Consider the following 18,557-nt stretch of genomic DNA (forward strand, 5'->3'; position numbering starts at 1 on the left):
CAATTAGGGCGACGTATCTGCGCCGACCGCTTTTTGGCGACATGCACCGCGCTCACGCAACCGAAGGAAACACCGCCGTCTTTTTCACCGTGCCGTAGACAAAACTGGTGTCGATCGAGGCGATGCCGCCGATGGGATGAATGCGGTTCCGGATGAAATCCTCATAGGCTTCGAGATCGGGCACAAGCACCCTCAGCTGGTAATCCATTGCGCCGGTCATCACGTGACATTCCAGCACCTCATCGATCATCCGGATACGGCTTTCGAAGTTCTTTACATCCGCCTCGTTGTGCCGCTCCAGCCGGACGCGCACGAACACCATGATCGACAGACCATAGGCCGCCGCGTCCACATCGGCGCTGTAGCCCTGCACGATCCCCTTGGCTTCAAGGTTCCGGATCCGCCGCAGACAAGGAGAGGGTGACAGATTCACCGCATCGGCAAGATCCTGGTTGGTCATGCGACCGTCCCGCTGCAACGCACGGATGATTTGTCGGTCCTTACTGTCCATGAAGCCCTCATATTGGCAGATACTGCCAATAATTACCTCAACCAAGGCAGAATTGGCAATCAAATGCCGTACAAGGCAGCACAAAGTGGCGCCATCAAGTTTCAGGAGATATCCCAATGAGCCGCGCCACAGGATTTGCCACCCGTGCCATCCACCACGCCTATAACCCGCTCGACAATGACGGCGCGCTGACCCCGCCCCTGCATCTGACCTCGACCTTCTCCTTTGAAACCGCCGAAGCGGGCGGAGATACCTTCGCCGGAGAGCGCGAAGGCCATATCTATTCCCGCATCTCGAACCCGACCTGCGATTTGCTTGAGCAGCGCATCGCCACGCTCGAAGGGGCCGAGGCAGGCCTTGCCATGGCCAGCGGCATGGGCGCGATCACTGCGGTTCTGTGGACCCTTCTGTCGCCGGGCGACGAGGTAATCGTCGACAAGACGCTATATGGCTGCACCTTTGCCTTCATGCGGCACGGGCTGGCAAAATGGGGTGTCACCATTACCCATGTGGACATGACCGACGTGGAAAACCTGCGTGCCGCGATCAGTGACAAGACCCGCGTCGTCTATTTCGAAACCCCGGCCAATCCGAACATGCGTCTTGTTGATATCGCGGCTGCATCAGACATCGCCCACGCGGCAGGTGCGCAGGTCGTGGTCGACAACACCTATGCCACCCCCTATCTGACCCGCCCGATTGAGCTTGGCGCCGATATCGTGGTGCATTCCGCCACAAAATACCTTGGCGGCCATGGTGATGTGGTGGCCGGGCTGATCGCAGGCACTGCCGAGCAGATCACCGAAATCCGGTTGGTGGGGATGAAGGACATGACGGGGGCAGTAATGGCGCCTTTCAATGCCATGCTGATCCTGCGCGGGCTCAAGACTCTGGCCCTGCGCATGGATCGTCACTGCGCCTCTGCCCGGGTGGTGGCGGAGTATCTGGAGGCGCATCCGGCCGTCAGCAGCGTCCATTTTCCGGGGCTTCAAAGCTTCCCCCAGCACGAACTGGCCGAACGCCAGATGACGCAGCCGGGTGCAATGATCGCCTTTGAAATCGACGGCGGTATGGCTGGCGGGATCCAGTTCATGAACGCGCTCGAGATGATCCAGCGCGCCGTGTCGCTTGGCGATGCGGAAACGCTGATCCAGCACCCGGCCTCGATGACCCATTCGACCTATACCGCCGAGGAACGGCTTGAGCATGACATCAGCGATGGCCTGATCCGCCTGTCGGTGGGGCTGGAAGACGTGGCCGACATCCTGCAGGATCTGGATCAGGCCCTGCCCACGCCCGCCAAACACGCTGCCGAATAAGGAGAGCGCCATGCCCGCCGATCTCACCCACCTGAAGACCGTCGAACAGCGGCTGCTGTGGCTGTCGCACTGGATGATCCATCACGCCAATCACGTGCGCCCCAAGGTGGACGGGATCAAGATCGGCGGGCATCAGGCCTCCTCCGCCTCGATGGTATCGATCATGACCGCGCTCTATTTTTCGGCCCTGCGGCCCGAGGACAGGGTGGCCGTGAAACCCCATGCCTCGCCGGTCTTTCACGCGATGCAATACCTGATGGGCAACCAGACCCGCGAGAAGATGGAGAATTTCCGCGGCTTTGGTGGCGTGCAGAGCTATCCCAGCCGGACCAAGGATATCGACGATGTGGATTTCTCCACCGGTTCGGTGGGCCTTGGCGTGGCGATCACCTCATTTGCTGCGATTATCCAGGATTACATCAAGGCCAAGGATTGGGGGCGCGATGCCCCGATGGGCCGCATGGTGGCGTTGGTCGGCGATGCAGAACTGGACGAGGGTAATATCTACGAAGCCCTGCAGGAAGGTTGGAAAAACGATCTGCGCAACACTTGGTGGATCATCGATTACAACCGCCAGTCACTGGACGGAATCGTACGCGAAGGGTTGTTCGGGCGGATCGAGAAGATTTTCGACGCCTTCGGCTGGGATGTGGTGCGGGTCAAACATGGCGTCTTGCAGCGGGCCGCGTTCGAGGAACCCGGTGGCGATCATTTGCGCGACTGGATCGATGCCTGCCCCAATCAGGAATATTCCGCGCTGACCTTCATGGGCGGTGCAGTCTGGCGCAAGCGGCTGATGGATGATCTCGGCGATCAGGGCGATGTGACGGCCCTGATCGACCGGCGCAGCGACGCCGAACTGGCCGCGCTGATGGAAAACCTGGGCGGCAACTGCGTAGAGACCATGGCTCAGACCTTTGACGCCATCGACCACGACCGGCCCACCTGTTTCCTCGCCTATACGATCAAGGGCTGGGGCACACCCATTGCGGGACACAAGGACAATCACGGCGGGCTGATGAACAAGTCCCAGTTTGCCGAATGGCAACAGCACATGGGCGTGGCTGAAGGCGAAGAATGGGAGCCTCTGGCAGCGGTCAAAGACCCGGATGCCCTGCGCGCCTTCCTGTCTGAGGTGCCCTTCTTTGCCAAGGGCACCCGCCGCTATCAGGATGACAAACTGGCGGTGCCCGCGATTGCCGTCGACACCTCGCGCGAGGTGTCGACCCAGATGGCCTTTGGCAAGATCCTTGATGATCTCTCGAAGGGCGATAGCGCACTGGCCGACCGCATCGTCACCACCTCACCTGATGTGACCGGCACCACCAACCTTGGCCCATGGGTGAACCGGCGCAAGCTCTTTGCTCGCACCGAACAGGCCGATGCCTTTATCGAAAACCGCATTCCCTCGACCGCGAAATGGGAGTTCACACCGCAGGGCCAGCATATCGAACTGGGCATTGCCGAGATGAATCTGATGCTGCTCTTGGGCGCGGCGGGCCTGTCGCATTCGCTCTTTGGCAAGCGGCTCATCCCCATCGGCACGGTCTATGACCCCTTTGTCGCCCGCGGCCTCGATGCGCTGAACTATGCCTGTTATCAGGACGCGCGTTTCATTCTGGTCGGCACCCCCTCCGGGGTGACACTGGCGCCCGAAGGCGGTGCGCACCAATCCGTCGGAACCCCTCTCATCGGAATGAGCCAGGACGGGTTGGCCTCCTTTGAACCTGCCTTTGCGGACGAACTGGCAGTGATCATGGAGTGGGCCTTTGACTACGTGCAGCGCGATGGCGAGGGCGATCCGGATGAACGCACCTGGCTGCGGGATGAGACCGGCGGGTCGGTCTATCTGCGCCTCACCACCAACCCTGTTGAACAGCCCGGCAAACGCGTCGACGAAGAATTCCGTCAGGGTGCCATCGATGGCGCCTACTGGCTGCGCAAGCCGGGGCCGAATTGCGACGTGGTAATCGCCTATCAGGGCGCAGTTGGCCCAGAGGCGATCAAGGCCGCCGGAATGGTCGGCGAAGGTCGCCGCGACATTGGCGTGCTGGCGGTGACCTCGGCGGACCGGCTGAATGCAGGCTGGACAGCGGCGCAACGCGCTCGCGCCCGCGGCAATGCGGCGGCGCAATCGCATATCGAAGCCCTGATGGGGCGGCTGCCGCCCCATTGCCGGATCATCACCTTGATCGACGGTCATCCGGCCACATTGTCATGGCTTGGCTCTGTCGCCGGGCACCAGACAATCCCGCTTGGGGTGGAGCATTTTGGCCAGACCGGCACTATAGGGGATCTTTACCGCCACCACGGCATCGACGCCCGCGCCATCGTCGAAAAGGTGAATGGTTTGACAGCCGGGAAGAAGATGGCCTGAGAGGCGCACATCAAAGGGATGTATCTTCGCGAAGCGCGCAGCGGTCCAGCAGTGCCGTTACATCCTCGGCCTTGAACAATGCGGTACCTTCGGTCTGGACCGTTGCACTGGCGGCGGCAACGCCCCAGCGCAGCGCCTGCCCCAGAGGCTGGCCCTGCGACAGGGCCAGCGTCAGCGCCCCGGTAAAGGCATCCCCTGCCCCGATTTTACTGACCATAGGAACCTCGGGCGCGCGGCAGAAAAACCGCTGCTGCCCCGTCACCAGAATGGAGCCTTCACCGCCGCGGCCGCCAACCACGAGCTCCGCCACGCCGCGCGCAATCAGCGCCTCGGCAAAGGTGTAGCTGTCATTCAGGCTCTCCATCCTGTGCCCTGCTGACTGCTCCGCCTCACGCTGATCCAGCCGCAACAGATGCACCGGATCGGAAGGTGAGGAGAGCAGATGTTCCAGCGCAGTCTTTGAGGTATCGACAACCAGCTTGCCCCGGCTCGGGGTCAGGGCCGCCAGAACCTTTTGCGGGAAATCGTCACCCAGACCGGGCGTGACGCCACCGCTGAGGACCACATAACCATCCCTTGGCGCGGCAGAGGCAATCGCATCGAGCAGACGCGCGCCATCAGCCTCACTCATTTCCTCACCCGGAACACTGAAGCGGAACTGTTCGCCGGTCGATGTATCCGTCACCGCAAAACTCTGCCGCGTTTCACCACCGGCCTGCACGGGATCCACCGGGACGCCCTCCGCTGCCAGAAGCTGCAACAGCCGCTCCCCCATGGCGCCGCCTACGGCAACCAGCGCCAGAACATCGCCGCCCAGCCTGTGAATGGCCCGGGCCACATTGACACCGCCACCGCCCGGATCAGTGCGCGGAGTATCACAATAAAGCTTGGGGCCTGCCACCACGTGGGCGATCGAGGTGGCCAGATCAACGGCAGGGTTCAGCGTGATTGTGAGGATCTTGGACATTGGTTTCCCAGCAGGCAGGTCAGAGCACAGCCTCTGCACATCTAATTCTTTTCTGTCGCGCCACCAATCCCGGACGGTCTGAGCCGCCGGGCGGATATGGCGGCTAAGGCTCTTCCCTGCGCAGCTGTTTTCTAAGCCAGGCCTCGAACCGTTGCACCGGTTTTGGCGCCGCCCCGTAGGGACGCACGAAATAATAGCGTTTGCGGGAGGTCAGATGCGGACCGGGAATGCGCATCAACTCACCCGAGGCGATTTCCTGATCTACCATATCATATGGCACGATCGCTGCGCCCAGCCCGGCCACCGCTGCAGCGATAACCATCGAATGCTGGTCGAAATAGCGCCCGTCCTGACGTGGCGCACCGATGATCCCAGCTCGTGCGAACCAGTCCCGCCAGGCTTCTTCGCGGCTTTCCAGATGCAACAGCGGCACCCCAGGCCAATTCGGATTGCCCGCAAGATCCTGCCCGGTAAAGAAATCCGGCGCGCAGACCGGGATCATCTGCTCGCCGAACAATTCGGTCATCAGCGTACCCGGCCAATTGTCGAGTCCGTAGTGAATGGCCAGATCAAAAGAGGTGCGGCTGAAATCAAACGGCTCCAGCCGGGTGGTGAAATTCAGCTCGATCTCGGGGTGGCGGGCAAAGAAATCCGGCAACCTTGGGATCAGCCAGCGATTGGCGAATGTCGGCAGGACGGCGATCCGCAGCGCCGAACGCCCGGCCCCGGCGGCAACCGCTTTTTGCAGGCTGGCCTTCAGCGATCCCAGATCCTGCGCCAGGTCGGTGGCGAGCCCCTGCCCCGCCGGGGTCAGCACCACACCGCGCCCGACCCGCTGGAACAACTCGAACCCCAGGACCGTTTCCAGCTCTTTCACCTTCTTGCTGACGGCGCTTTGGGTCAGCCCCAGTTCCTCGCCGGCGGCGGTGAAGTTCTGATGCCGGGCCGCGCTTTCGAAGCAACGCATATGGGTCAAGCTGGGCAGCCGCATCACGACACCTCCTGCGGGCCAATCTGCCCGACCAGCCAGTCACGGAATTTCAGCAAGGGATAGTCAGTCGCCCGATCCTGTGGCCAGACCAGAAAATACGACCCCAGCGTAACCGGCGCGCCCGGCACTGCCAGTTGCAGCCGACCCTGGGCAATTTCCGCCTCGGCAATGAAGGTCGGCAGCAAGGCAACGCCAAGCCCATGTACCGCCGCCTGTGTCATCGCCGAGGATTGATCGAACAACATGCCGCGCAGTTTTTCCGCCGGAACATCATGCAAGGCAAACCATTGCTCCCAGCTGTCCGGGTGGGTCTCCAGATGCAGCAGCGGAAAACTGAGCAGCTCCTCCGGCGTTGCGGCCGGGGCATGCATCAGTCCGGGCGCGCAGACCGGCAGCACGTGTTTGGGCATCAGGGGCAAATATTCGACGCCCGGCCAATCACGTGTGCCATAGTGAATTGCAGCCTGTGTGGTGCTGCCCTCAAAACTGAACGGCAGGTTATGAGTCTGAAGGTTGACGGTAATCCCCGGATGCCCTGCCACGAAATCCTTCAGCCGCGGCGCCAGCCAGTGCAGCCCGAAGGAGGGCAGGATCGACAGGTTCAGACTGCCCCCATCCGGGTTGGCCCTGAGTTTCACCGAGGCCTGCGCAAGCCGGGTCAGGATACCGCGTGCCTCCTGTGCGAACCCTGCCCCCGCCGGTGTCAGCTGCATCCGCATCTGATCTCGCGCAATCAGATCAACCCCCATCTGCTCTTCCAGCTGTTTCAGTTGGCGGCTGACCGCGCTTTGGGTCAGCGACAGATCCTCAGCCGCCGCCGAGGCACTGCCCAGACGGTCCACCGCTTCGAGGGCAAGCAGGGATGGAATGGAGGGTAAAAAGCGACGCGGCGCGATCATATGACTTTACCTCATACCGGCAGGAATTAGTTTCATGTGCAAACCACTCCTTTCAATGACAAACAAGGGAAAACGCCAACACCTGATCATCAAAGATAGTTCTTTCCCTCATGATCAGCATTCTCTGACAAGGACTCCTTCCATGGATTACGCAGATATCCTGACCGCCGCTGGCCTGACCAAAGACGAACTCTGGGGTGGAACGCTCAGCGTGACCACGCCGGTCGATGGCAGCGAAATCGCCAAGTTGAAGATGCACAGTGTGAGCGAGGCAAAAACCCAGATCGAAGACGCGAAACAGGCATTCACGGCCTGGCGGCAAGTGCCTGCCCCGCGCCGCGGTGAACTGGTCCGCCTGCTTGGCGAAGAGCTGCGCCGCGAGAAGGAAAACCTTGGCCGACTGGTGACGCTGGAATGCGGCAAGATCTATCAGGAAGGCCTTGGCGAAGTGCAGGAGATGATCGACATCTGCGATTTCGCGGTTGGCCTGTCGCGCCAGCTTTATGGCCTGACCATTGCATCCGAGCGCCCTGGCCACGCCATGCGCGAAACCTGGCACCCGATGGGCACCTGCGGCATCATCACCGCCTTCAATTTCCCGGTCGCGCCCTGGTGCTGGAACGCGGCGCTGGCCCTTGTCTGCGGCGATCCGGTGATCTGGAAACCTTCCGAGAAGACCCCCCTGACGGCGCTGGCGGTTCAGAAGATCTGCGAGCGGGTTATGGAAACTTTCGGCGACGAAGCTCCAAAGGGCCTGATTCAGACTCTGGTCGGCGAACGCGATCTGGGCGAAGCGCTGACAGCCTCCAAGGATGTTGCGATCATCTCGGCCACCGGTTCGGTGCCGATGGGCAAGGCGGTTGCCGCCGATATGTCCAAACGTCTGGGGCGCACGATTCTGGAGCTGGGCGGCAACAACGCGATGATCGTGGCCCCTTCGGCGGATCTGGAAATGGCCCTGCGCGCCATCGTGTTCTCCGCCGTTGGCACAGCCGGGCAGCGCTGCACCACCCTGCGCCGCCTGATCGTGCACAAAGACATCTATGACCAGCTGATCCCGCGCCTGATCAAGGCCTATGAGGGTCTGCCGATTGGCGACCCTCTGGCCGATGGCACCCTGGTCGGCCCGCTGATCGACCGTCCCGCGCTGGACGCCATGGACGCTGCGTTGGCGCAGGCCAAGGCCGAAGGTGGAAAGGTGCACGGCGGCGGGCAGGCGCAAAAGGGCAGCCATGGCGATGCGGCCTATGCCCATCCGGCCATCGTGGAAATGCCGGAACAATCGGCAATCATGCATACCGAAACCTTCGCGCCGATCCTTTATGTGGTGAAATACGACGATCTGGATGAGGCCATCGCCCTGCAGAACGACGTGCCTCAGGGGCTCAGCTCCTGCATCTTCTCCACCGATGTGCGCGAGACCGAATATTTCCTCTCGGCAGCGGGTTCGGATTGCGGTATCGCCAATGTGAACATCGGACCCTCCGGTGCCGAAATCGGCGGGGCCTTTGGCGGAGAAAAGGAAACCGGCGGCGGCCGCGAAAGCGGATCTGACGCCTGGAAAGGGTATATGCGCAGGCAGACGAATACTGTGAACTATTCACGCGATCTGCCACTTGCACAGGGGATCAAATTTGACATCTGATCTGGCGTCCAGTCTTTGGCATGACACCTGCCGGGAGCAGATCCTGGCGCCGCAGCTGACCGAAGAGGTCACTGCGGATCTGGTGGTGATCGGCGGCGGCTACACAGGGTGTGCCGCCGCGCTGAAGGCTGCGGGACTAGGCGCCGATGTCCGCCTGATCGAGGCGGGCAGTTTCGGCAGCGGTGGGTCGGGGCGCAATGTCGGTCTGGCCAATGCCGGCCTCTGGCTGCCCCCCGAGGATATCAACGCCGAAATCGGCGAGGCAGCTGGGCGCCGCCTGTCCGGCCTGCTCGCCGGGGCACCGGATATGGTCTATGACCTGATCGAAACCCATCAGATCGCCTGCGAACCTGTCCGCAAGGGCACGCTGCACTGCGCCCATGCCCCCAGCGGCATGAAAGACCTGCAACGGCGCTTCGGCCAGCTGTCGCGGATCGGCGCTCCGGTCAAACTGTTGGACGCAAGCGAAGCGCAGGCAAGGGTCGGGTCCGAACAGGTGTTCGGCGCGCTGTTCGATCCACGCGCTGGCACGATCCAGCCGCTGGCCTATGCCCGTGGCCTCGCCCGGGCCGCTGCGGGTGCAGGTGCAAAGGTCCACGCAGAGACCCCTGCCCTTTCGGCCACACGGCAGCAGGATATCTGGGACATCACCACCCCCAATGGCCGCATTCGCGCCAAGCATATGATCGTCGCCACCAACGGCTACGCCCTGCCCATCGAAGGGCTGCAAACCCCAGCCATGATCCCGGTGCATTATTTCCAAGCCGCAACCGATCCGCTGCCGGACAGTGTTCGCAGGGCCATCCTGCCCGAGCTGGAAGGATGCTGGGATTCGGCGCTGGTCATGTCCTCCTGGCGGCTGGATCAGGAAGGTCGCCTGATCATCGGCGGCATGGGGGCGCTGAACCATCCCGGCAGCGGCATTCACCTCGGCTGGCTGCGGCGCAAACTGGCCGATCTATTCCCGGCGCTGGCCGACACGCCCTTGCGACAGACCTGGTTCGGGCGGATCGCAATGACCACGGAACACCTGCCGAAGATCCAGCATCTGGACGGCGGCTATGCCTGTTTCGGCTATTCCGGGCGCGGCATCTGCCCCGGCACACTGTTTGGCACCCGCATGGCGGAGGCACTGCTGACTGGCGAGACATCCTGCCTTCCGGTAGACCCGGTGGCCAGCCACAGCCTTCCCTTTGCCGGACTCAAACAAGCCTATTACGAGACCGGCGCGACCCTGACGCATTTGGTCAAGAACCGGTTTTGAAAGGGGCGGACCAGTGTCCCCCGCCCTGCCCCTTTCCGGAATACCTATTGGCAGCTCGCCATGGCGCTGCCCAGTTCGGACAACAGATCCGTGTAGAAATCCGGCCCCGGCAGGATGTGGCTGCCCATGGGGTCGATCACTACCGTTTTTGCCCCGGTCCCATCCAGCACCGTATCGACCAGTCCCGGATTGAACTGCGGCTCGGAAAAGACACAGGCAACGCCATAGGACGCTACCGCATCGCGGATCTCGGCAATGCGCGCAGGGCTTGGGTCCGAAGCATCGCCCAGCGAAATCGCCCCGGATGAGGTCAGCGCAAAACTGTGCTCGAAATACTGGTAAGCGTCGTGGAAAACGATGAAGGCGCTGGCGCGCAGTGGCTCCAGAACCGCATCAAGGCGCCCTACGGTTTCCTTGATTTCCGCCTGACCGGCCTTGGCGTTGGCCATGTAGATCTCTGCGTTTTCGGGGTCCAGCGCGGCCAGCTCTGCGGCAATGACCGATAGCCACAGCTCTGCGTTTTCCGGCGCCAGCCAGGCATGGGGGTCAATGCCTTCATGTGCGTGGCCAGCGTGATCCTCGTGATGCGCGTCGCCGTGTTCATCATGCGCCATGTGATCATGATCGTCACCATGCTCGCCCTCTTCGGCGTGATCCTCATGTCCATCGTGATCTTCGCCAGCGTGACCGTCATGATCATGCTCGGCTTCATGATCGTGATCATCGTGATCAAAGGTCGTGCCCGACCGGAACTCCAGCTCCAGCGTGCCATCGACATCCAGCAGTTCGGTCACCCGCGCCCGCCCCGCCAGGGTCTCAAGCGGGCCTTCCAGCCAGGGTGTCAGTGCTTCGCCAATCCAGAACACCGCATCAGCGCGGTCCAGCGCCAGCGCTTCGGAGGGGCGCATCGCGTAGCCATGGGGTGACGCACCGGGCGGCACCACCAGATCCGGCTCTCCCACTCCCTGCATCACACGGGCGACCAGCCCATGCACCGGCGCGATATCAACCGCTACCCGCGGCACCTCGGCCAGCGCCATCCCTGCTCCAAAAACAGCAGGCAGCGCCGCTGCGTAAGATAAGCCTTTCATTCCGACAGTCCTCTCGTCCCGAGTCGATGTAATTGTATAACATTACGCGGCTTGATAAACGTCATAACATAACATATCAAGACCCAAATCGGCGCCTGTTACTGCCCCTTCAATTGCCCTGTGCGGAGACCCCTGATGGATTCGATCGGCTTCGAAACCCACGATCACAGCAGCTGTATCCACGACTGCATTGCCGCAGTGGATGCCCGGTGCAAGGCAAAGGGCCTGCAATTCACCCCCGTACGGCGGCGGGTGCTGGAAATCCTGCTGCAAGAGCACCGGGCGCTCGGCGCCTATGACATTCTGGACCGGTTGCGCGAAGAGGGACTCGGCTCGCAGCCCCCGGTCGCCTATCGGGCGCTGGATTTCCTGGTCAAGAATGGCTTTGCCCACAAGATCGAACGGTTGAATTCCTTTGTGGCCTGCACCCATCCCGGCGACAGGCACGCGCCGATCTTCATGATCTGCCGAATCTGCGATGCCGTGGCCGAAGTGCATACCGATCCTACCAAGGGACAGCTCGGCGCCGCAGCAGAGGAAGCCGGGTTCCTGATCGAACGCACCGTCGTCGAAGCCGAAGGGATCTGCCCAAAATGCCAGAAGGCACAGGCTGCATGAGCCTTGTATCCCTGAAAGGCCTGTCCGTTCAGTATGGCGGCAACACGGTGCTGTCCGATGTGAACCTGAATATCGAAGCGGGTGAGATCCTCACCATCGTCGGGCCGAACGGATCGGGAAAATCCACGCTCTTGCGCAGCATCATCGGCGCCCTGAAGCCCAGCCGGGGCAGCATCACCCGCGCGCCTGGCCTGCGCATCGGCTATGTGCCGCAAAAACTGCATATCGATCCGACCCTGCCGTTAACCGTGCGCCGGTTTCTGAGCCTGCCGAGCCGCGTCACTGACGCCCAGGCCGAAGCCGCATTGGCACAGGCCGGCGCCGACCGGCTGGCCACCCGGCAGATGTCGGGCCTGTCGGGCGGGCAGTTCCAGCGCGTCCTTTTGGCCCGGGCGCTGCTGACAAACCCGCAACTTCTGATTCTGGATGAAGCCACCCAAGGCCTTGATCAGCCCGGCTCCGCCGCCTTTTACCAACAGATCGCAACCGTACGGGCTGAACTCGGCTGCGCGGTGTTGATGGTCAGCCATGAATTGCACGTGGTCATGGCCGCCTCTGACCGGGTGATCTGCCTCAACGGCCATATTTGCTGCGAGGGGGAGCCGGAACACGTGGCCTCTGCCCCGGAATACCGGGCGCTGTTTGGCACCGGAACCCAAGGAGCGCTGGCGCTTTACCGGCACGAACACAACCACTCGCACGACCATTCCCACGATCATGGTCCTGGCTGCGACCACGATCATGGCCCCTCCGACGCAAACCGGGACGCCGCAGATATGGACAAGGTATCATGAGCTTTCTCGACAGTTTCCTGATCCGCGCCGCACTTGCCGGGATCGGTGTCGCGCTAGCGGCGGCGCCGCTGGGCTGTTTCGTGGTCTGGCGCCGGATGGCCTATTTCGGCGATGCCACGGCGCATGCTTCCATCCTGGGCGTAGCTTTGGCGCTGGCTTTTGACACCTCGGTTTTTGCGGGCGTGCTCGTTACCTCGCTAATGATGGCGACAGCGGTTTCGAGCCTCAGCAACCGGGGCTATGCCATGGATACGCTGCTCGGGGTTCTGGCACATTCTTCGCTGGCCTTTGGCCTAGTCGCGGTCTCCTTCCTGCATGGGGTCCGGATTGATCTGATGGCTTATCTGTTTGGCGATATTCTGGCCGTCAACCGCGTTGATCTGGCGATTATCTGGGGCGGCGCGGCGCTGGTTCTGCTGTTGCTCTGGGCGCGGTGGTCGGCGCTTCTGACGGCGACCCTGAACCCAGATCTAGCCTATGCCGCCGGGATCGACCCGAAACGAGAGCAGATGGTGCTGACCATTGCCCTCGCGCTTGTCGTCGCGGTGGCGATCAAGGTGGTCGGCGTCTTGCTGATCGCCGCGCTGTTGCTGATCCCGGCCGCCGCCGCACGTCCCTTTGCCTCGACCCCGGAACGAATGGCGCTGATTGCGGCAACGATCGGCGCCTTGTCTGCCCTCGGGGGGCTGCAACTGGCTTTTACCTTTGACACGCCGACCGGGCCGACCATTGTCTGCCTTGCCGCCATCCTGTTCGCGCTTTCCGGTCTGGGTCACGCCCTGCGCCAGCATATCATCGGTCGCAATTGATCCGTGGGCCTGCGCAGACCGTGTGATTTCCTGTTGCATGGTTCAGCACATATGTTCTTTTTATCCCATGAACCCCCAACTTGATCCGAAACAGACCGCCCGCCTGCTGGCCACGCTGAAAGAGGGCATTTCCCACATGCCGCCCAAACTGGCGGCGGCGGCGAAATATATCATCGATAAGCCGGGTGATTTCGCGCTCGACCCGGTGCGACTTACCGCTACCAAGGCCGGGATCAGCGCCAATACGCTGGTGCGTCTTGCTGAACATCTGGGGTTTGACAGTTTCGAAGCCCTGCGCACCCCCTTCCGCGCCGCGCTTGTCACTGGGCAAGAGGCGGGGCTGGGAGAGGATTGGCTGGCGCAGATGCAAACCTCCGATGCGCCGTCGGCGGCGCTTCAGGCGCGCGCGGCCCGCAACGAGATCAACATCGTAGCGCGCTCTTTGCGGCTGATGACCCCCGAACGGACCGCTGCCATTGTTGAAACGCTGACCTCGGCACGGCGATGTTACGTCACCGCCACCCGCGCCTCATATTCACTGGCGCATTACTTTCACTACGTGGGGCGGATGGCACTGCCGGATCTGGATCTGGTGCCGCGCCATATGGGCTCGGCGATGGACGATCTAATCGACCTCTCGGCGGAGGACTGCCTGATCGCCATCACCTTTGCCCCCTATTCCTCGGGGACCATTCAGGCCCTGCGCATGGCGGCAAAGAGAGGCGCCAAGGTCGTGCTGATTTCAGACAGCGAGGTGATCGCCCCCGGCATCCACGCCGATCATGTGCTGGCCGTCGCGTCGAATTCGCTGCATGCCTTTGGCGCCTATGGTGGTGCCATGGCGGTGCTGGAATGCCTGCTGACACACCTGATTACGGCAGGCGGAGACACCGCCCGCCGCCGGATCGAGGCCTATGAGGACCTGCGTCAGGACAGCGGCGCCTACTGGAGTGGCACCAAACTGCCCCGCACTGGCCGCTGACGGGATCAGAACCGCAGCGACAGGCAGGACATGCCGCCGTCCAGTTTCGCGCAGTCGCGGTTGTCAATCTCCACGACCTCGAACCCTTCGCGGTCCAGCATTTCGGCAGTGCGCGGGAACCCCGCCGCCATCAGCACCAGATTGTTGAACCGGATCGCGTTGGCCGCTGCCTCTTCGCCATCGGCCACGTGCAGAACCCGGTAGCCTTCGAAACAGCCCGAGGCATCCAGCCGACGGGTGGACAAGATCGTTTCCGCATCCATCAGGGAACAATCGGTCTTGAAGTGCAAAACCCCCTCGGGCGTGAAAACCTCGCGCAGGGAGTGGCCCCATTCCGCCGCGATCTCTGCCAACTCGGCAACGCCCGCCGCATCCGTGCGATCCGAGCGGCCCACCAGGATCTCGCGACCGGTCACCAGAATGTCCCCGCCTTCGATATGGCCGGGTCCCTTGATTTCGCGCAGATCCTCATAGCATCCTCGCAGGGCCGGAGCCATTTCGGCCACCTCCCCCATGCGGGACGGCGCGCCGGGGCGCATCAAAACGGCGCCCTGCGGCAGGCACAGCGCGGTGTCCTCGACAAAGACCGCATCGGGATAGGCCTCCAGCGGCTCCAACTCGATCACTTCGGCGCCGGTGCTTTTGAGGGCCGCCACATAAGACGCATGGGCCTTCAGCATGGTCTCCAGATCCGGGGTGCCGATATCCTCGGCGCGCAGCCCGTTGACGATGCTGGCCGCCGGACGGCGGGTGATAGCGCGGGTAAACTCAAACGAAGGGTTGCTCATATTCTAGTCCTGTGTCGGCACAAAAACAGGTGCCGCGATTTCAATCATGGAAGGGCCGGTTTTCGGCGCCGCGCGCAAAGCAGCGGCGACCTCGGCCGGGGTTTGAGCCACCGCCTGATGCGGAATGCCAAAGGATCGGGCGGTTGCGGCAAAATCGGGCGGCGTGGGATCACAGCCAACCACTGTCACGCCAACGTCCTGCATCGAGGTCGCGATTTCGCGGTAGCCGTGGTTGTTCCAGACCACGAATGTGACCGGCAGATCTTCCTCGACCGCGACCATGACTTCGGGCAGCGAAAACTGCGCACCGCCATCGCCGACGATACAGATCACCCGCGCGTCAGGCGCAGCTATCGCGGCCCCGATGGCTGCGGGAATGCCATAGCCGAGCGCGCCATATCCCGTTGCCGCATTGAACCAGCCGCCGGGGCGGTCGTGATCGTAGTAAAGATTCCCGGCATAGATCGGCTGCGTTGAATCCCCGACCATGATCGCCCCCGGCAGCGCATCGCGCATGGCCTCAAGCACGGCAACCTGATCGCGATACTCCGGTCCAAGCTCTGCCAGCGCGGCATCGCGGGTGCGGGCCGCCCGCGCGGCGCCATCACTACCCGCCTGCCCGTCCGGCATCGCTGCCAGAAGGGCAGTCAGAAAGCCCCCTGCCCCGCTTTGAATGCTGAGCTCAGCAGGGTGACGCTGCAATTGTTGGTCACATAGATCGACCCGGATCAGCCCAGCCATCGCAGGCATGGTGCCGGTTGCGTACATGTCATAATCCGTCGGCCCCATCTCGGTTCCGATGGCCAGAACCACGTCGGCCTCTTCGATCAGTGCCCGTGTTGCCTGCAGGCTGGGGCTCGCCGGAACGCTCAGGGCATGATCGAAAAGCACCCCACGGGCGTTGACCGTCTGTACCACTGGAGCATCCAGCCGTTCAGCCAGGCGCCGCAACTGCGCCGCTTCCGATTTGGCCCCGCCGCCTGCAAGGATCACCGGGCGCCGCGCGGCGTTCAGCCGTCGCGCGGCTTCGGCAATCTGATCGGCATCCGCCTCTGGATAGTTCGCGTTTGACTGGGGAGCCGCCGCGCCTTCGGGTGCAGCATTACCGGCGATATCCAGCGGGATCTGCACATGCACAGGACCGGGTCGCGGGCTCTGTACCTGATCGAACACCCGGTTCAGCGCCGGAGTCAGCGCTTCTGGACTGTCGACATGTTCGGACACCAGTGCCACCGTCGCCGCCAGCGCGTGCTGGTCGGGCAATTCGTGCAGATGCCCCATACCCTTCCCCAGCGACGGGGCCGCATTGACCCCAGAGACGACCAGCATCGGCACGGAATCCGCCCGCGCCTGCGCCATGGGCGTCAGCGTGTTGGTCAATCCCGGCCCGGTGATGACAAAGGCTACGCCTGGCTGTCCCGACACGCGGGCGTAGCCATCTGCCATGAACCCAGCGCCCTGTTCGTGGCGCGGCGTCACATGACGCAGCCCCGACGCGGCAAGCCCCCGGTAAAGTTCCACGGTGTGCACTCCGGGAATACCGAACACACAGGTCACGCCGCGCGCCTTCAGATCTGCGACAAGCTGTTCTCCGACGCTGGTCATGCGACCTCCTGCGCCTTTTGGGCGGCATGGGCCACGATCCGGTCAAGCGCTTTGTCGAAACCAGCATCTTCGATGGTCAGTGCCACGCGCACCCAGGTTTTCAGGCTTTCCCCGAAAGAAGAGCCCGGCATCACCGCAACCCCAGCGTTTTCCAACAGATCCATCGCATAGGCATCACCATCCATGCCGGTGGCAGAGACATCGATCATCGCGAACATACCGGCTTCGGGACGGTGCACGGTCAGTCCTGTTTCCGCATGCAGCCGATCCGCCAGACGTTCGGCGCGGGCAGAGAACCGGCTCACCATGCCTGCCGCCACAGAAGATCCCTCGCGCACAGCCTGTTCGGTCATGTCCGCGATGAAAGGCTGGTTGCCGAACAGCATGGTTTCGGAAAACGGCAGCAAGGCATCGCAGAACTCCTTGGAGGCGACACACCAGCCGCTGCGGAATCCCGGCGCCGCATGGGATTTGGAAACCGAGGATACGGCGATCACCCGGTCCGCGATATCGGCCTGCGCCAGCGGCGATGTAAACTCAGCACCATCGAACACCAGTTCGGCGTAAACCTCATCCGAGATGATCCAGAAATCATGCTCCACGGCAAGTTTGCCGATGGCCGCGATATCCTCTGGCGTCAAAATCGACCCTGTGGGATTGTGCGGTGAGGTCAGCAGCACCGCGCGGGTCCGCGGTGTGATACGGGCGGCGATATCTTCGGCCTGCATGCGAAACCCGTGTTCGGGGCGCAGGGGCACGGGCACCATATTGGCGCCGGTTGCGCGAATGACCCCTTCGTAGGTGGCATACATAGGATCCCCGACCAGCACCTCATCGCCGTGCTGCGCGACACCGGTCATCACCGCGAACAGTGCGGTCTGGGTGCCCGGGAAACAAAGGAAGTTGTCCGGCTCGAACGCCCGGCCGATCTTGCTGCTGTATTGCGCGGCCAGCGCTCGGCGCAGGTTCATTTCGCCCCGCCCATCGGAGTATCCAGTACGGCCAGACTGCATAGCGCGGGCCGCAGTATCCAGCAGCGCCTGAGGCACCGGCACGTCCGGCTCACCGATGGTCATCTCGACCAGATCGGCGCCTGCTTCGGCCATGGCGCGTGCTTTCAGGTGTATTTCCCATTTTGCACCGCCCAGCCCTGCCAAACGCGTGGTCACATCTGTTGTTTTCATGGCCGATCAGCCTTTTCCTGAGGTGTCATTTTCAATTCCAATCCGGTAATGGCGCCGACGGAGCGCACCCCGATTTCGGGCAGCTCTCCCGGCTCAAAAGCATCCGGCAAGGCGCCACCTTCGAGCCACAGACCGTCGATCACCGCGTCGCAGGCAATGGCGAGATGGCGCAGGCCAAGCGGCGCGACGGAGCGTCCGGTCTCACGCAGCGCAGCATCAATCAGCGCCTCAAGCCGGTCCCGGAAATCGGCATAGGTCTGCGCGTGAATCTGGCGCATGACCGGATCCTGCTGCACCTTGTTGAGGAAACTGGCCCAAAGACCAATCGAACGCGGATCGACAACCGGCGGCGTAAGCGAGGCCACAACAAAGGCCGACAGCCTGCTCACCGCACAGCCGGTGACCTGCGTCGCCGGGGCCTCGGTCAGATCCGTCATATAGGTCATGTGATGTTCGTAGGCGGCGCTGATCAACTCTTCCTTGGAGGAGAAGTAGTGCCGGATCAGACCTTGCGTCACATCGGCACGCTCGGCGATGGCCCGGACCGTCGCCCCGCGCACGCCATTTTCGGCAACCAGCTCAAGCGTAGCCGCGATCAGGGCGGCCTTTCGGGCCTCTGCAGTCTCCCGCTTAAATTTCCGGCGTTCTTCGGTCACGGTCTCTCCGGCCTGACGATTTCAAATTATACACTTGCATAATTACTATTGTTCGTC

17 protein-coding genes are annotated in these 18,557 nt (G+C 62.4%); 8 read left to right on the forward strand and 9 right to left on the reverse strand.

The genetic code is table 11. The features are described from left to right. Window positions 1-52 precede the first annotated feature (52 nt). Window positions 53-511 carry an Lrp/AsnC family transcriptional regulator gene (locus AC5SSZ_RS16805; RefSeq protein WP_274830762.1) on the reverse strand — a complete coding sequence of 153 codons (459 nt, stop codon included), beginning with the start codon at window positions 509-511 and terminating at the stop codon, window positions 53-55. A 116-nt stretch (window positions 512-627) separates the two neighbouring features. Between AC5SSZ_RS16805 and AC5SSZ_RS16810 the strand changes: the two genes are divergently transcribed. Together AC5SSZ_RS16810 and AC5SSZ_RS16815 are read left to right on the forward strand one after the other, a co-directional pair. Beyond that, window positions 628-1,830, forward strand: a complete 1,203-nt coding sequence (locus tag AC5SSZ_RS16810; RefSeq protein WP_495438943.1) for a methionine gamma-lyase — start codon at window positions 628-630, stop codon at window positions 1,828-1,830. A gap of 10 nt (window positions 1,831-1,840) precedes the next feature. Continuing rightward, complete coding sequence (locus tag AC5SSZ_RS16815) at window positions 1,841-4,207, forward strand: thiamine pyrophosphate-binding protein (protein WP_495438945.1); 2,367 nt, start codon at window positions 1,841-1,843, stop codon at window positions 4,205-4,207. A gap of 10 nt (window positions 4,208-4,217) precedes the next feature. On the opposite strand, the gene AC5SSZ_RS16820 is transcribed toward AC5SSZ_RS16815, so the two are convergent. The 3 genes from AC5SSZ_RS16820 to AC5SSZ_RS16830 form a co-directional block, all read right to left on the reverse strand. After that, on the reverse strand, window positions 4,218-5,174 hold the full coding sequence (locus AC5SSZ_RS16820) for a 1-phosphofructokinase family hexose kinase (RefSeq protein ID WP_495438947.1): 957 nt from the start codon (window positions 5,172-5,174) through the stop codon (window positions 4,218-4,220). A 103-nt stretch (window positions 5,175-5,277) separates the two neighbouring features. Then, entirely contained in the window at window positions 5,278-6,165 is an 888-nt protein-coding gene (locus AC5SSZ_RS16825; protein WP_495438949.1) for a LysR substrate-binding domain-containing protein, read from the reverse strand. Further along, on the reverse strand, window positions 6,165-7,064 hold the full coding sequence (locus AC5SSZ_RS16830) for a LysR substrate-binding domain-containing protein (RefSeq protein WP_495438951.1): 900 nt from the start codon (window positions 7,062-7,064) through the stop codon (window positions 6,165-6,167). Before AC5SSZ_RS16830 ends, AC5SSZ_RS16825 begins: the two co-directional genes overlap by 1 nt. Window positions 7,065-7,206: 142 nt before the next feature. Between AC5SSZ_RS16830 and amaB the strand changes: the two genes are divergently transcribed. Next, the gene (amaB, locus tag AC5SSZ_RS16835) at window positions 7,207-8,709 is read left to right on the forward strand and encodes an L-piperidine-6-carboxylate dehydrogenase (protein ID WP_495438953.1); all 1,503 of its coding nucleotides are present in this window, start codon (window positions 7,207-7,209) and stop codon (window positions 8,707-8,709) included. Continuing rightward, window positions 8,699-9,973 (forward strand): NAD(P)/FAD-dependent oxidoreductase, encoded by a 1,275-nt coding sequence (locus tag AC5SSZ_RS16840; RefSeq protein WP_495438955.1) that lies wholly within the window; start codon window positions 8,699-8,701, stop codon window positions 9,971-9,973. Before amaB ends, AC5SSZ_RS16840 begins: the two co-directional genes overlap by 11 nt. A gap of 44 nt (window positions 9,974-10,017) precedes the next feature. On the opposite strand, the gene AC5SSZ_RS16845 is transcribed toward AC5SSZ_RS16840, so the two are convergent. Continuing rightward, window positions 10,018-11,064, reverse strand: a complete 1,047-nt coding sequence (locus AC5SSZ_RS16845) for a zinc ABC transporter substrate-binding protein (RefSeq protein WP_495438957.1) — start codon at window positions 11,062-11,064, stop codon at window positions 10,018-10,020. Window positions 11,065-11,199: 135 nt separating this feature from the next. Between AC5SSZ_RS16845 and AC5SSZ_RS16850 the strand changes: the two genes are divergently transcribed. The 4 genes from AC5SSZ_RS16850 (at window position 11,200) to AC5SSZ_RS16865 (ending at window position 14,267) form a co-directional block, all read left to right on the forward strand. Next, a complete protein-coding gene (locus AC5SSZ_RS16850) occupies window positions 11,200-11,682 on the forward strand; it encodes a Fur family transcriptional regulator (RefSeq protein ID WP_274830753.1) in 483 nt (160 codons plus the stop codon). After that, window positions 11,679-12,476, forward strand: a complete 798-nt coding sequence (locus AC5SSZ_RS16855; RefSeq protein ID WP_495438961.1) for an ATP-binding cassette domain-containing protein — start codon at window positions 11,679-11,681, stop codon at window positions 12,474-12,476. The genes AC5SSZ_RS16850 and AC5SSZ_RS16855 overlap by 4 nt, the downstream gene beginning before the upstream one ends. Then, a complete protein-coding gene (locus AC5SSZ_RS16860) occupies window positions 12,473-13,285 on the forward strand; it encodes a metal ABC transporter permease (RefSeq protein ID WP_495438963.1) in 813 nt (270 codons plus the stop codon). The genes AC5SSZ_RS16855 and AC5SSZ_RS16860 overlap by 4 nt, the downstream gene beginning before the upstream one ends. A 67-nt stretch (window positions 13,286-13,352) precedes the next feature. Further along, complete coding sequence (locus tag AC5SSZ_RS16865; protein ID WP_495438964.1) at window positions 13,353-14,267, forward strand: MurR/RpiR family transcriptional regulator; 915 nt, start codon at window positions 13,353-13,355, stop codon at window positions 14,265-14,267. A gap of 5 nt (window positions 14,268-14,272) precedes the next feature. Here AC5SSZ_RS16865 and AC5SSZ_RS16870 read toward each other — a convergent pair whose 3' ends face one another. From AC5SSZ_RS16870 to AC5SSZ_RS16885, 4 genes are read right to left on the reverse strand one after another with little or no spacing between them, the layout of a single operon-like run. After that, window positions 14,273-15,055 carry a dimethylarginine dimethylaminohydrolase family protein gene (locus tag AC5SSZ_RS16870; RefSeq protein ID WP_495438966.1) on the reverse strand — a complete coding sequence of 261 codons (783 nt, stop codon included), beginning with the start codon at window positions 15,053-15,055 and terminating at the stop codon, window positions 14,273-14,275. Between the two features lie 3 nt (window positions 15,056-15,058). Continuing rightward, window positions 15,059-16,660 carry a 5-guanidino-2-oxopentanoate decarboxylase gene (locus tag AC5SSZ_RS16875; protein ID WP_495438967.1) on the reverse strand — a complete coding sequence of 534 codons (1,602 nt, stop codon included), beginning with the start codon at window positions 16,658-16,660 and terminating at the stop codon, window positions 15,059-15,061. After that, on the reverse strand, window positions 16,657-17,844 hold the full coding sequence (locus AC5SSZ_RS16880; RefSeq protein ID WP_495438969.1) for a pyridoxal phosphate-dependent aminotransferase: 1,188 nt from the start codon (window positions 17,842-17,844) through the stop codon (window positions 16,657-16,659). The genes AC5SSZ_RS16875 and AC5SSZ_RS16880 overlap by 4 nt, the downstream gene beginning before the upstream one ends. Continuing rightward, the gene (locus AC5SSZ_RS16885) at window positions 17,841-18,500 is read right to left on the reverse strand and encodes a TetR/AcrR family transcriptional regulator (RefSeq protein WP_495438971.1); all 660 of its coding nucleotides are present in this window, start codon (window positions 18,498-18,500) and stop codon (window positions 17,841-17,843) included. The genes AC5SSZ_RS16880 and AC5SSZ_RS16885 overlap by 4 nt, the downstream gene beginning before the upstream one ends. Between the last annotated feature and the right edge of the window lie 57 nt (window positions 18,501-18,557).

This window comes from Phaeobacter sp. CC-HEC084 (assembly GCF_059429255.1).